Annotated in this window: 13 protein-coding genes; 5 read left to right on the top strand and 8 right to left on the bottom strand. The window is 60.0% G+C overall.

The features are described from left to right. Positions 1-51: 51 nt before the first annotated feature. Together queF and copI are read right to left on the bottom strand one after the other, a co-directional pair. Entirely contained in the window at positions 52-882 is an 831-nt protein-coding gene (gene queF / locus ACA049_RS10165; RefSeq protein WP_497335076.1) for an NADPH-dependent 7-cyano-7-deazaguanine reductase QueF, read from the bottom strand. A gap of 61 nt (positions 883-943) precedes the next feature. After that, on the bottom strand, positions 944-1,468 hold the full coding sequence (copI, locus tag ACA049_RS10160; RefSeq protein ID WP_497335074.1) for a copper-resistant cuproprotein CopI: 525 nt from the start codon (positions 1,466-1,468) through the stop codon (positions 944-946). A gap of 155 nt (positions 1,469-1,623) precedes the next feature. Between copI and ACA049_RS10155 the strand changes: the two genes are divergently transcribed. Beyond that, the gene (locus tag ACA049_RS10155; RefSeq protein WP_497335072.1) at positions 1,624-2,304 is read left to right on the top strand and encodes a heavy metal response regulator transcription factor; all 681 of its coding nucleotides are present in this window, start codon (positions 1,624-1,626) and stop codon (positions 2,302-2,304) included. Continuing rightward, positions 2,304-3,653: a heavy metal sensor histidine kinase gene (locus tag ACA049_RS10150; protein ID WP_497335070.1), complete on the top strand. Its 1,350-nt coding sequence runs from the start codon at positions 2,304-2,306 to the stop codon at positions 3,651-3,653. Before ACA049_RS10155 ends, ACA049_RS10150 begins: the two co-directional genes overlap by 1 nt. Positions 3,654-3,742: 89 nt before the next feature. Here ACA049_RS10150 and ACA049_RS10145 read toward each other — a convergent pair whose 3' ends face one another. The 3 genes from ACA049_RS10145 to ACA049_RS10135 form a co-directional block, all read right to left on the bottom strand. Continuing rightward, positions 3,743-4,987 carry a lipoprotein-releasing ABC transporter permease subunit gene (locus ACA049_RS10145; RefSeq protein ID WP_497335068.1) on the bottom strand — a complete coding sequence of 415 codons (1,245 nt, stop codon included), beginning with the start codon at positions 4,985-4,987 and terminating at the stop codon, positions 3,743-3,745. A 64-nt stretch (positions 4,988-5,051) separates the two neighbouring features. Continuing rightward, positions 5,052-5,735, bottom strand: a complete 684-nt coding sequence (gene lolD, locus ACA049_RS10140; RefSeq protein ID WP_178082290.1) for a lipoprotein-releasing ABC transporter ATP-binding protein LolD — start codon at positions 5,733-5,735, stop codon at positions 5,052-5,054. Positions 5,736-5,742: 7 nt separating this feature from the next. After that, positions 5,743-6,993 carry a lipoprotein-releasing ABC transporter permease subunit gene (locus ACA049_RS10135; RefSeq protein WP_109629005.1) on the bottom strand — a complete coding sequence of 417 codons (1,251 nt, stop codon included), beginning with the start codon at positions 6,991-6,993 and terminating at the stop codon, positions 5,743-5,745. A gap of 94 nt (positions 6,994-7,087) precedes the next feature. Between ACA049_RS10135 and ACA049_RS10130 the strand changes: the two genes are divergently transcribed. Together ACA049_RS10130 and ACA049_RS10125 are read left to right on the top strand one after the other, a co-directional pair. After that, a complete protein-coding gene (locus ACA049_RS10130) occupies positions 7,088-7,666 on the top strand; it encodes a PilZ domain-containing protein (RefSeq protein WP_109629003.1) in 579 nt (192 codons plus the stop codon). Positions 7,667-7,680: 14 nt separating this feature from the next. Beyond that, positions 7,681-8,403, top strand: coding sequence for a glycerophosphodiester phosphodiesterase (locus ACA049_RS10125; RefSeq protein WP_010456321.1), 723 nt, complete (start codon positions 7,681-7,683; stop codon positions 8,401-8,403). A 42-nt stretch (positions 8,404-8,445) separates the two neighbouring features. Here ACA049_RS10125 and sthA read toward each other — a convergent pair whose 3' ends face one another. After that, a complete protein-coding gene (sthA, locus tag ACA049_RS10120) occupies positions 8,446-9,840 on the bottom strand; it encodes a Si-specific NAD(P)(+) transhydrogenase (protein WP_007907752.1) in 1,395 nt (464 codons plus the stop codon). Between the two features lie 207 nt (positions 9,841-10,047). Next, positions 10,048-11,097, bottom strand: coding sequence for an FAD:protein FMN transferase (locus ACA049_RS10115; protein ID WP_497335066.1), 1,050 nt, complete (start codon positions 11,095-11,097; stop codon positions 10,048-10,050). A gap of 134 nt (positions 11,098-11,231) precedes the next feature. Between ACA049_RS10115 and ACA049_RS10110 the strand changes: the two genes are divergently transcribed. Further along, positions 11,232-12,530 carry an MFS transporter gene (locus ACA049_RS10110; protein ID WP_497335064.1) on the top strand — a complete coding sequence of 433 codons (1,299 nt, stop codon included), beginning with the start codon at positions 11,232-11,234 and terminating at the stop codon, positions 12,528-12,530. 185 nt (positions 12,531-12,715) lie between these two features. Here the strand turns inward: ACA049_RS10110 and ACA049_RS10105 are convergent, their stop codons facing one another. After that, entirely contained in the window at positions 12,716-14,179 is a 1,464-nt protein-coding gene (locus ACA049_RS10105; protein WP_497335062.1) for a glyceraldehyde-3-phosphate dehydrogenase, read from the bottom strand. Between the last annotated feature and the right edge of the window lie 70 nt (positions 14,180-14,249).

Raw genomic sequence — 14,249 nt, 5'->3', positions numbered from 1 at the left:
TAGCGCCTGACACTACGCCTTCGCGAGCAAGCCCGCTCCCACATAGGTTATTTACTGGCGGACCAGGCGATGGTTCGGCAGTTGTACTTTTTCGGTGCTGCGGTACGGGTTGATGTCCAGCCCGCCGCGACGCACATACCGCGCATAGACCGTCAACTTCTCCGGTTTCAGCAACCGCTGCAAGTCGAGGAAAATCCGCTCCACGCACTGTTCATGGAAGTCCGAGTGCTGACGGAAGCTCACGATGTATTCCAGCAGACTCGCGTGATCCAGTGCCGCGCCACGGTATTCCACCGCCACGCTGCCCCAGTCTGGCTGGCTGGTCACCGGGCAGTTGGATTTGAGCAAATGGCTGTGCACGCTTTCTTCGACAATGCGCGAATCATCGCAACGCAGCAGCTCGGGACGCGGATGCTCGTAGTTGCTGACGCTGATCTCCAGATCATCGATGCACACACCCGGCAACGCCACGACGCCTTCGGCTTCAACATCCTTGAGGCTACGGATCCGTACGCCAACCGGCTTGCCGGCTGCGGCCGACAGGTCTTTCACCAGCGTTGCTTCAAGGGTTGCGGTGTCGGCAAACGGCGTCTGGTTCAACGAGTTCAGGTACAGCTTGAACGACTTCGACTCGATGATGTTCGGCGAATCCGCCGGGATGCTGAACTCACCAATCGCCACCACCGGCTTGCCCGACGGCAACAGCCACGACAGCTCGAAGCAATTCCAGAAATCCACACCCTTATATGGCAGGGTCTCAGCCGTCAGGCCCAACTCCGCCCATTTCGCGGTGCGCGGGATCGGGAACAGCAAGGACGGCGTGTAGGTGGCGATGTATTCGCTGGATTTGCCCAGCGGCGAGTGTTCGGCTGCGGGATGCATGGCGGAAACCTGACTGAAGAATCAGCGGATTCTACCAGCCTTTGCGCCCGCCTTTGAGTGCTTACTGACTGACAGTCAGTTTGCCGACCATGCCCGCCTGATAGTGGCCTGGAATATTGCAGGCAAACTCCAGGTTGGTGGCCTTGGTGAAGGTCCAGGTCAGCTCGGCGGTTTTGCCCGGCTCAACGAGGACGCTGTTGGGGTCATCGTGTTTCATCATGCCGTGATCCATGCCCGCCATCGAACCGTGGTCCATTTCCTTCATGCCTGTAGGCGTGAGCATGCCGCTCTGCTGCATCTTCAACATTTCCTGCTGATGCCGGGCATGCATCGCCGCATCGCCGAGGTTGAATTCGTGCAGCAACTGGCCTTTATTCACCAGCACAAAACGAACCGTCTCACCGGCCTTGATATCGATCGCCTTGGGGGTGAACGACATGTCGCCCATCACCACCTCGACATTGCGGGTCGCCTTGGCCGCCGGGGCCGGTTGACCGAAATCGTAGGTATGCGCCGGCGAAGCCCACACCGGGGAACTCAGTGCCAACAAACACGCGGCCAGCACCAGAGGTTTGCGCAAAAACATAGTCGTACTCCAACAAGATAAGGTTCAGCCTGTGGAAAACTCTAAACTGTCGCCACTGCCCGCAACCTGACAGCCAGATTACAACTTTGTCAGGTTGAGCTGTATCAACGCTGCCCACGGTATAAAGCGTTCGTTCCATTTGCCTCGAGTTGCCCATGAAGCTGCTGATCGTCGAAGACCAACCGAAAACCGGCCACTACTTGCGCCAGGGCCTGACCGAGGCCGGTTTCAACACCGAGCTGGCGGCCGACGGCAACACCGGGCAACAACTGGCGTTGAGTGGCGATTACGCGCTGTTGATCCTTGATGTAATGCTACCCGGCCGCGATGGCTGGCAAATTCTGCAAGCGGTGCGCGGTGCCGGTCTGGATACGCCGGTACTTTTTCTGACCGCGCGAGATGCGGTGGAGGACAGAGTCCACGGCCTCGAACTGGGTGCCGACGATTACCTGGTCAAGCCGTTCGCCTTCTCCGAGTTACTGGCGCGAGTCCGCAGCCTGTTACGACGCGGCAGCGCCTCGCCTCAGGAAACCAGCCTGCAACTGGCCGACTTGCGCCTGGATCTGATCCGCCGCCGGGTGGAACGCGGCGGCCAGCGCATCGACCTGACCGCCAAGGAGTTCGCCCTGCTGGAAATGCTCCTGCGGCGCCAGGGCGAAGTCCTGCCCAAATCGCTAATTGCCTCCCAGGTCTGGGACATGAACTTCGACAGCGACACCAATGTCATCGAGGTCGCGATCCGCCGTTTGCGCCTGAAGGTCGACGATGAGTTCCCCAACAAGCTGATTCATACCGTGCGCGGCATGGGTTATGTCCTTGAAGAGCGCCCTGCCTGATGCGTCGACTTTCGCTGAGCAGTCGTCTGGCGCTGCTGTTTGCGGCTTGTACCGCCGTGGTTTCATTGTTCGCCGGGGTATTGTTCAGTCGCGCCAGCGAGGCGCATTTCATCGAGCTCGACCAGCAGTTGCTGGACGGCAAGTTGATTGGTTTGCGCCGGGCGCTGCACGACGTCCAGTCGAGTAAAAGCGAAGTCAGGCTGGCGGATGAGCTGAGCCGGCAGGCGGATCTGTCGCTGCGAATCACCGGCAGCGATGGCCAGCGCTGGTATGACAGCTCGCCGCGCCTGCCGGAAAAGCTGCCACAAACACCGGGCTTATCCACGCTGAACGACGGCGGCACCGATTATCGTGTGCTGAATGCGCCGTTGTTTGTCGACCGGCCCGATTCACCGCAACTGACCCTGCTGCTGGACATCACCCATCACCAGCACTTTCTGCAACGCATGCAGCACCTGATCTGGCTGACCGTCGGCTTGTCAGCCCTGGCCACCGCGTTGCTCGGTGCGTGGGCGGCCCGCAGTGGTTTGCGCCCGTTGCGGCGCATGAGTGCGATTGCCAGCGGTGTTTCGGCACAATCGCTCAATGCCCGACTACCTGAAGAGAATATGCCGTCGGAACTCACCGAATTGGCCCACAGCTTCAACGCCATGCTCGGACGCCTCGACGACTCTTTTCAACGGCTCTCGGCCTTCTCCGCCGACATTGCCCATGAATTGCGCACGCCGTTGTCGAACCTGCTGACTCATACCCAAGTCACCCTCACCCGCCCACGCCCCATTGAGGATTACCGTGAAGCGCTGCACAGCAACCTCGAAGAACTGCAATGGATGGCGCAACTGGTCAACGACATGTTGTACCTGGCCAAGGCGGACCATGGATTGCTGACGCCCAAACGCGAATCCCTGGAACTGGCAGTAGAAGCGGATGTGTTACTGGAGTTTTTTGCGCCGCTGGCCGAGGACGTCCGGGTGACGTTGAGCCGCGAGGGCAGCGCGCGGATTGCGGGTGACCGCGGCATGCTGCGGCGGGCGCTGTCCAATCTGCTGGATAACGCGTTGCGGTTTACGCCCGCTGATGGCGAGGTTCGGGTGCGGATTGTTGATCAGGTCAACCGCTTGAGTTTGACGGTTGAGAACAGTGGCGAAGGCATTGATGCGGCGTTGTTACCGCGATTGTTTGACCGGTTTTATCGGGCTGATCCGGCGCGTCAGGAATGCAGCAGTGAACATGCGGGGCTGGGGTTGGCGATAACCCGGTCGATCATTCGTGCCCATGGCGGGCAGATTCGCTGTGAATCGGAGAATGGGTGGACGCGGTTTGTGATTGAGTTGCCGAAGGGGGATTGAGGCCAGCAGGGCCGGCCCCTTCGCGGGCAAGCCTCGCTCCTACGCGATCATGTAGGAGCGAGGCTTGGCCGCGAAAACGGTGTAACGGCTTATGAATACCGCAACGCGTGAGCCGGCTCAATCTTCGCCGCCCGCCACGCCGGGTAAACCGTCGCCAGGAAGCTCAAGACAAACCCCGCCGAGCAGATCAACAACACGTCCCCGCCCTGCAATTCCGACGGCAAGTTACTGACGAAATACACGTCAGAACTGAAAATGTGCTGGCCACTGACCCGCTCCATCCACCCCACCAACTCACTGACGTTCAACGCCGCAATCACGCCGAGCACGCCACCGATCAAGGTGCCGACGACCCCGATCACCGTGCCCTGCACCATGAAGATCGCCATGATCTGCCGCGGTGTGGCGCCGATGGTACGCAGGATCGCGATGTCCGCGCCCTTGTCGTTCACCACCATGATCAGCGTTGCGATGATGTTGAAAGCCGCCACGGCGACGATCATCAGCAACAGCAGGCCGATCATGGTTTTTTCCATTTTCATCGCACTGAACAGACTGCCCTGGGTGTGGGTCCAGTCGTCAGCCCTGTAGGCAGTGCCGAGTCCGCCAGCCACATCGCTGGAGACCTTCGGCGCCGCGTACAAATCCTTCACCGCCAAACGCACACTCTGCACCTGGTTCGGTTCCCAGTGCTGCATCTGCGCGGCATCGGCGACGTGGATCAGCGCCATCGAACCGTCCAGCTCGGCGCCGACCTTGAACACGCCGACCACATTCAGCCGTTGCATGCGCGGGGTAATGCCGCCCGGTGCGTTGCTGACTTCAGGCACGATCAGGGTGATCTTGTCGCCGACATTCAAGCGGAAACGTCGCGCAGTGATTTCGCCGATCACCACGCCGAATTCACCCGGTTTCAAGGCATCGAGACGGCCCTGAACAATGTGTTGGGCGACAATCGACACCTTGCCTTCCAGCGCCGGGTCAACACCACTGACCTGGATCGGCTGCATCGTGCCCTTATAGGAAAGCATGCCTTCCATCTCGGTGAACGGCACCGCGGCAGTGACTTCGGGATTTTTCATCGCGGCGGCGGCCACGGGCTGCCAGTCGTCGATCGGGTTCACGCCGACGATGGTCGCGTGCGGCACCATGCCGAGGATGCGCGAACTCATTTCGCGCTGGAAGCCGTTCATCACCGACAGCACCACGATCATCGCCAGCACGCCGAGGGCGAGGCCGATCATCGAGGTCATCGAGATGAAGGAAACAAAGCGATTGCGGCGCTTGGCGCGGGTATAGCGCGTGCCGATAAAGATCGATAACGGTCTGAACATTCGCTGGGGCACCGTATAAAAATAAAAGACCCGACGCATTCTTCACACGTCGGGTTTATGCCAATCAGATGGGCGTCAGGCAACCTTCCTGCAAATGCAGGACGCGATCCATCTGGCGGGCCAGGTTCATGTCGTGAGTCACCACCAGGAACGCCGTACGCATCGAAGTGCTGAGTTCGAGCATCAAATCCTGAATGCCCTGGGCGGTGTGGGAGTCGAGGTTGCCGGTCGGCTCGTCGAGCATCACCAGGCCTGGCTTGTTCACCAGGGCGCGGGCGATGGCCACGCGCTGACGTTCGCCGCCGGACAGTTCGGCCGGTTTGTGCTCCAGGCGATGCCCAAGCCCTACCCGCTCCAGCAGCGCGGTCGCACGCTGACGCGCTTCCGGTATCGCAGTCTTGCCGATCAGCAACGGCATGCAGACGTTTTCCAGCGCGGTGAACTCAGGCAGCAAATGGTGGAACTGGTAAACGAAACCCAGCGACCGGTTGCGCAACAGGCCGCGATTCTTCTCGCTCAGGGCCGACAGCTCTTCGCCGTCGAGCCACACGCTGCCCTTGGTCGGCGTGTCGAGACCGCCCAACAGGTTGAGCAAGGTACTTTTGCCCGAACCCGAGGTGCCGACAATCGCCACGCGCTCACCCGGGTGCAGCTCCAGTTGCAGGCCGGCCAGCACTTCGACCGACTCCGGGCCTTCCTCGTAGGATTTGCCCAGGTCACGGCAGCTCAAGATTGCTTTATCACTCATACCCAACTCACTCATAACGTAGCGCCTCCGCAGGCTGGGTGCGCGCGGCACGCCAGGCTGGATACAGGGTGGCGAGGAAACTCAGGACCAACGCGGCGGCGCAGACCATCAATACGTCCTGGCTCTGCACTTGCGACGGCAGGTAATCGATGAAGTACACGTCGGCGTTGAGGAACTTGTGGCCGATCAGCCCTTCGAGGGCCGAGATCGCGGCGCTGACGTTCAGCGCGGCGAAGATCCCGACCACGGCGCCGATCAGCGTACCGATCACGCCAATGACCGTGCCCTGGACCATGAAGATCGCCATGATCTGCCCCGGCGTGGAGCCCAGGGTACGCAGAATCGCGATATCGCCCTTCTTGTCGTTCACCACCATCACCAGCGTGGAAATGATATTGAACGCGGCGACGGCAACGATCAGCAGCAACAGCAGGCCGATCATGGCTTTTTCCATGCGGATCGCCTGATACAGATTGCCGTGGGTGCGCGTCCAGTCACGGGCATAGAAATGGTCTTCGCCGAGTTGCTGGGCGATGTTCCACGCCGTGCGCGGCGCCTGGAACAGGTCGTCGAATTTCAGGCGGATGCCCTGGACCTGATCCGGCTTCCAGCGGTGCAGCTTCGCCAGATCCTGCAGGTTGGTGACACCCAGATACCCGTCGATCTCACCGGCGCCGACATGGAAGATGCCGACCACGGTAAAGCGTTTCATGCGCGGGAACATCCCGGCCGGGGTGACGGTGACTTCCGGCGCCACGAACGTCAGCTTGTCGCCGATGGCCGCGCCGAGCTTGGCGGCGGCCTTGTCGCCGATAACGATGCCAAAACTGCCCGGCGTGAGGTCGTCGAGTTTGCCCTGCTGCATGAAGTTATCAATGATCGAGACCTGGCGTTCCAGCGCAGGGTCGATGGCATTGAGCAGGACTTTGGACACCTTGCCGTTGTTGGTCAGCAAGCCCTGCATCTGGGTGAACGGCGCCACGGCCGTCACCTGCGGGTTCTGCTTGACCTTGGCGGCCAGGCTTTGCCAGTCGCTGATCGGTTCACCGGACTCGATGGTCGCGTGGGGCACCATGCCCAGCACGCGGGTGCGCATCTCATGATCGAAGCCGTTCATGACCGACAGCACAACGATCATCACGACCACGCCGAGGGCGAGTCCGATCATCGAGGTCAGGGAAATGAACGACACAAAATGATTGCGACGCTTTGCACGGGTATAACGCGTGCCAATAAATACGAAGAGAGGTCTGAACATGTCGGGGCTTGTTCGGAGGGAAAAGGAACGTCCTTGTGGCGGGGGTCGATAACCAGCTTTACACTCAGACCACCGCCGCTACCATGGGTTCGCCATGTCGACATTAGATGAAGAAGATCGCCGCGAATACTACCGTATCGAGGACACGATCGCACTGGAAATTCGGCCCCTGTCCGCTCCCGAAGCCGCAGGCCAGGAAGTGTTGCAGGATGCTTCCCCACTGTTCAACTTGCTCAGCGAACTGCACCTGAGCGAATTCGAGTCGCAACACCTGCTGCGCCAGATCAGTGAGCGCGACCGCAACCTCGCGGCGTTCCTGAAATCCCAGAACAAACGCATCGATCTGTTGAGCCAGGTGATCGCCATCACCGTACTCGGGCAGATCGGCGAGCCGCAGCCGGTGATCATTTCCGAAGGTGGCATCGACTTTCAGTATCCGACGCCGATTGCCGTGGGCGCACACCTGTCGGTCAAGCTGGTACTGATGCCGCAAGCCCTCGGCCTGTTGCTGCGGGCCAAGGTCACGCATTGCGATCGCAAGGCTGGCGCCTACGACGTCGGTACCGAGTTCGAATACCCGACCGATGCCCAGCGCCAATTGCTCGCCCGCTACATTTTGCAGAAGCAGGCCCAGGAACGACGTCTGGCCCGCGAAAACGAATCAGGCATTTAATTTAAGGAAGAACCGTGACCCTCATCTACGGCCATCGCGGCGCCAAGGGCGAAGCACCGGAAAACACGCTGACCAGTTTTCAGCAATGCCTCAAGCACGGCGTACGCCGCTGCGAACTGGACCTGCACCTGTCCATGGACAACGAGTTGATGGTCATCCACGACCCGACGCTCAAGCGCACCACCGACCGGCGTGGCAAGGTTGTCGAACACACGGCGGCCGAGCTGGTGACCTACGACGCGCGCAAGGGCGGTCCGGGCTGGATCAAGCCTTGCCCGATCCCGACACTGGAGGAACTGTTCGAGAAATGCGATTTCGAGCACTGGCAGCTCGAAGTCAAAAGCGCTTCACGCACCCGCGCTGCGACGACCGTGCTGGCGATTCGCGAAATGGCTCAGCGTTTCGGCCTGCTCGACAAGGTCACGATCACGTCGAGTTCACGTGAAGTATTAAAAGCCGCGCTCGACCTGGTGCCGGACGTGTCCCGCGGATTGGTGGCCGAGTACGCCTGGCTCGACCCGTTGAAGGTCGCGCAAAGTTATGGCTGTGAGATTCTGGCGCTGAACTGGACCCTGTGTACGCCGGAACGCCTGCAGAAGGCGCAGCGTCAGGGGTTGCATGTGTCGGTATGGACAGTCAACGAGCCCGCGCTGATGCGCAGACTCGCCGACTTCGGCGTTGACAGCCTGATTACAGACTTTCCCGGTTTGGCCAGCGCCACGCTCGAGAATTGCTGAAATCGGTCTCCCCGGCCGGCTCAGGCCACCGGCCGGAGCCGCTCAAAAAAGCCGGTTGAGGCCATCGTACGCCGCTACCCGATAGGCTTCGGCCATGGTCGGGTAGTTGAACGTCGTGTTGACGAAGTACTTCAGCGTGTTCAATTCGCCCGGCTGGCTCATGATCGCCTGACCGATGTGCACGATCTCCGACGCCTGATAACCGAAGCAGTGAACACCCAGCACTTCCAGAGTCTCGCGGTGGAACAGGATTTTCAGCATGCCCTGAGGCTCGCCGGCAATCTGTGCACGCGCCATGCTCTTGAAGAACGCCTTGCCCACTTCGTACGGCACCTTGGCCTGGGTCAGCTCCTGCTCGTTCTTGCCGATCGAGCTGATCTCCGGAATGGTGTAGATGCCGGTCGGCACGTCATTCACGAAGCGCCAGCTGTTGTTGTCGACGATGCTGCCAGCGGCCGAACGACCCTGGTCATGCGCGGCACTGGCCAGGCTCGGCCAGCCGATCACGTCACCGGCACCGTAAATGTTCGGTACGCAGGTGCGGTAGGCTTCGTCGACTTCGATCTGGCCACGGCTGTTGACCTTCACGCCGATGTTTTCCAGACCCAGCTGATCGGTGTTGCCGGTACGACCGTTGCACCAGAGCAAGGCGTCGGCCTTGATCTTCTTGCCGGACTTGAGGTGCAGGATCACACCGTTGTCCACGCCTTCGACGCGGTCGTAGTCTTCGTTGTGGCGAACCGTGATGTTGTTGTTGCTGAAGTGATAGCTCAGGGCCTGGGAAATTTCCGAGTCCAGGAAGCTCAGCAACTGACCGCGGTTGTCCACCAGCTCAACCAGCACACCCAGGCCACTGAAGATCGATGCGTACTCGCAACCGATCACGCCAGCGCCGTAAACGATGAGTTTGCGCGGGGTGTGGCCGAGGCTGAGGATGGTGTCGCTATCGTAGATACGCGGGTGATGGAAATCGATGTCCGCCGGGCGATAGGGACGCGAGCCGGTGGCGATGATGATGTGCTTGGCCACCAGTTTTTCGACCACACCGTTGGCGCAGACCACTTCGATGGTTTGCTCGTCGGCGAAGCTGCCGGTGCCGAAAAACACGTCGACGCGGTTACGGGCGTAGTAGCCGGTGCGCGAGGCGACTTGTTTGGAAATGACTTTCTCGGCGCTTTTCAGCACGTCCGGGAACGAGAACCAGCGCGGCTCACCAATGGCCCGGAACATCGGGTTGGTGTTGAACTGCATGATCTGCCGGACCGAGTGACGCAGTGCCTTGGACGGGATGGTACCCAGATGGGTGCAGTTGCCGCCGACCTGGCGACGGCTATCGACCATCGCCACCTTGCGCCCTGCTTTGGCGGCGTTCATTGCCGCGCCTTCTCCCGCTGGGCCGGAACCCAGTACCACCACGTCGTAGTTGTAGACAGCCATGCGTACTCCTCAGAACAGGCCGCGGCGCCCTCGGCACCTGCGGCTAAATCACGCCGATCTGCGGCGTGAAGGAACAATTTGGGGCCAGTACAGAACCCGGACACAGTCTATAGAAGCGTCAACGCCGGGCACATTAACCCTTGGTCGCGTCGTAGGCTAGTTTTGCCTGCACTACAACGCCAGTCTTCAATGCATGAATCGCCGTAATCATTCGGTTTTGCCGCCACTGAGGCGCTCAAAAGCCTGATTGGTTCGTGTGACGAAACCTGTATCGGCACGAATCACAAAAAATGCGCCGATATCGTGTTTTTCTGCGTAGTCCCAACCGCGCTCCGGGCCGAGAATCAGCAACAGCGTCGATAGGCCATCGGCCATTAACGCAGAAGGATTAATCACCGTGACTGACGCCAGGGTGTGTGCGACCGGCGCCCCGGTGCGGGCATCGAAAGTGTGGGAATAGCGCTTGCCGTCCTGCTGAAAATAATTGCGGTAGTCGCCGGAGGTGGACAGGCCGTAGCCATCGACCGCGATGATTCTTTGCGCCACTTGTTGGTCGTCACGGGGTTCTTCCAGCGCGATCTTCCAGGCTGAGCCATCGAGCTTTTTGCCCGCAGCCTTCAGCTCGCCGGTGACTTCGGCGAGGTAGTTGTGGATCCCCAGCGCTTCGAGTTTGTCGGCAATGGTGTCGACGGCGTAACCGGCGGCGATGCTGTTGAAGTCGACTTCGACGGCGGCGTCCTTGCACAACTGATCACGGTCGATGCGCAGGTGTTGGTAGCCGACCCGCTGCCTGACGTCGGCCAGCGCCCGAGCGGCGGGGACTTTTTCCTCACGGGACTGCGGGCCAAAACCCCACAGGTTGAGCAGCGGTTCGACGGTCAGGTCGTAGGAGCCTTCGCTTTGTTCCGAGAGTTGTTCACCGACGCGGACCAGTTTGAGGATCGACGCTGGCATTTTCTGACAGCGGTTGGCAGGCAAGTCGTTGAAGCGCTCGATGTCGGAGTCGCTGCGATAGGTCGACATTTGCTGATCGACGTCGGCGAGGATTTTTTCTACCTCGGCCTGCAGCGCTTTCGGCCCGGGCGAGGAGGAATGCCTTACGTATTGAATGGAATAACGACTGCCCATGGTCGGGCCGTCGAAGCGTTCCAGGCTGTCGCCGTTGCCACAACCAGACAAAACGCCGGCCAGCACCACAAGTCCACTCCACCGTCCAGTTAACAAATCTTCATCTCCCCTTAAAACCGCGCCCGCCATTATGGGCCTCAGAGCGCACGGGAGCGAGGTCTGCCAGTGCCCGTCAGCAAGACGCAAAACCTGTTGGGGCAAGTCGGTCTCACTCCTACAGGTCCAGCGTTTCAAACAAGATTTACCAGCGTGAGTACCTGAAAATGTCTTCCAATACGAGCAAAGGCAAAGCGATCTTTCGCGTTGTCAGCGGTAATTTTCTCGAAATGTTCGACTTTATGGTCTACGGCTTTTACGCCACGGCCATCGCCAAAACCTTCTTCCCTGCCGACAGCGCTTTCGCCTCCCTGATGTTATCGCTGGCCACGTTCGGTGCAGGCTTCCTGATGCGTCCTTTGGGGGCGATTTTCCTCGGCGCCTACATCGACCGTCATGGCCGCCGCAAAGGCTTGATCATTACCCTGGCGATGATGGCTGCCGGGACGGTGCTGATTGCCTGCGTGCCAGGTTATGCCACCCTCGGCGTCGCCGCGCCTTTGCTCGTGTTATTCGGCCGCCTGCTGCAAGGCTTCTCGGCCGGCGTGGAACTGGGCGGCGTGTCGGTGTATCTGGCGGAGATTTCCACGCCGGGTCGCAAGGGCTTCTTCGTCAGTTGGCAGTCCGCCAGCCAGCAAGCCGCGGTGGTATTCGCCGGTCTGCTCGGCGTTGGCTTGAACCATTGGCTCAGCCCGCAAGAGATGGGTGACTGGGGCTGGCGCGTGCCGTTCCTGATCGGCTGCATGATCGTGCCGGTGATTTTCGTGATTCGTCGTTCACTGGAAGAAACACCGGAATTCCAGGCGCGCAAGCACCGCCCTACCCTGCGGGACGTCGTCCGCTCGATCAGCCAGAACTTTGGCATCGTCATCGCCGGCATGGCGCTGGTGGTAATGACCACGGTGTCGTTCTACCTGATCACCGCCTACACCCCGACCTTCGGCAAAGCCGAACTGCACCTGTCGGATCTGGATGCGTTGCTGGTGACGGTGTGTATCGGACTGTCGAACTTCTTCTGGCTGCCGGTGATGGGTGCTGTGTCCGACAAGATCGGGCGTAAACCCCTACTGCTGGCGGCGACCATTCTGGCAATCCTCACCGCCTACCCTGCCCTGTCATGGCTGGTGGCGAACCCGAGCTTCAGCCATTTGCTGATCGTCGAACTGTGGCTGTCGTTCCTGTACGGCTCTTACAACGGTGCCATGGTCGTGGCGCTGACCGAGATCATGCCGGTGGAAGTTCGTACGACCGGTTTCTCATTGGCCTACAGCCTGGCGACTGCAACGTTCGGCGGGTTTACACCGGCGGCCTGCACGTACCTGATCCACGTACTGGACAACAAGGCTGCGCCGGGGATCTGGCTCAGTGGCGCGGCGGTGTTGGGGTTGATTGCGACGCTGGTGTTGTTCAAAGGCAATCGGCATGAGCTGCGCACGGCGCAGGCAGCGGTGGCTGGCGGCGACTGACAGATCGCTTTCGCGGGCAAGCCTCGCTCCTACAGGTTTTGTGCGATTTCAGAGTTGACGCATAACCTGTAGGAGCGAGGCTTGCCCGCGAAGAGGCCAGCACAAACAACACATCTCCAACTGACAACCGCCACAAACAAAAACGCCCCGACCTAAGTCGGGGCGTCTTCATGTGCAGCTAAGGCTTAGCGCGGGAATGCTGGCGGGTTTACACCGGCCATGTCTTCCATCACGCGAACCACCTGGCAGCTGTAACCGAACTCGTTGTCGTACCAAACGTACAGAACAACGCGGTTGTCTTGGCTGATGGTCGCTTCAGCGTCCACAACGCCTGCGTGGCGCGAGCCAACGAAGTCGGTGGAAACCACTTCCTGCGAATTGACGTAATCGATTTGCTTATGCAGATCGGAGTGCAACGCCATGTAGCGCAGGTAATCGTTCATCTCTTCACGGGTGGCGGCTTTCTCAAGGTTCAGGTTGAGAATGGCCATCGACACGTTTGGCGTCGGAACGCGGATCGCGTTACCGGTCAGCTTGCCGGCCAGCTCAGGCAGAGCCTTGGCAGCAGCGGTGGCGGCACCGGTCTCGGTGATAACCATGTTCAACGCGGCGCTACGGCCACGGCGATCGCCCTTGTGGAAGTTGTCGATCAGGTTCTGGTCGTTGGTGTACGAGTGAACCGTTTCAACGTGACCGTTGATGATGCCAAACTTGTCGTTGACAGCCTTCAACACCGGCACGATGGCGTTGGTGGTGCAGGAAGCGGCCGAAACGATCTTGTCATCAGCGGTGATTTCACCGTGGTTGATGCCGTGAACGATGTTCTTCAGCTTGCCTTTGCCCGGCGCGGTCAGAACAACGCGATCGATGCCAGGGCAAGCCAAATGCTGGCCCAGGCCGTCGGCGTCACGCCATACACCGGTGTTGTCCACCAGCAGCGCGTCTTTGATGCCGTACTGGGTGTAATCCACTTCAGTCGGGTTCTTCGCGTAGATAACCTGGATCAGGTTGCCGTTGGCGGTGATGGTGTTGTTGGCTTCATCAATGGTGATGGTGCCATCGAACGGACCATGAACCGAGTCACGACGCAGCAGGCTTGCACGCTTGACCAGATCGTTCTCGGCGCCCTTGCGGACAACGATGGCGCGCAGACGCAGGCCGTCGCCACCACCGGTTTTCTCGATCAGGATGCGCGCCAGCAGACGGCCGATACGACCGAAGCCGTAAAGGACAACGTCGGTGCCTTTGCGAGCGGAAACGTTTTGCTGACCAACGACGTCAGCCAGTTCTTCGCGGACGAACTGCTCGGCAGTGCGGCCATTGCCTTCGGCTTTGAACTTGACGGCAAGCTTGCCCAGGTCAACCGAAGCGGCGCCGAGCTTGAGCTCGCTCATCGCCTTGAGCAGCGGGAATGTTTCGTGGACGGACAATTCGCTGTCATCGGACTGACGATGACGAGCAAAGCGGTGAGCTTTGAGAATCGCAATGACTGAACGATTGATCAGGCTGCGGCCATAGATCGAGCTCACCACGTTGTTATTGCGGTAGAGCTGACCGATAAGCGGAATCATCGCTTCTGCGAGTGCTTCACGGTCGATCCATTCACCAAGACACTGGTCGGGCTTCTGAGTCACGGGAACCTTCCACATGTAGGGGCAGAAAAAAGGGGCTACATTATGCCGCCGAGTGCCTCCCGTAGCAATGCGCGCCTGTCGTGCG

It is taken from the genome of Pseudomonas sp. LBUM1662 (assembly GCF_059695915.1).
This window is presented reverse-complemented; position numbering and strand designations above follow the sequence as displayed.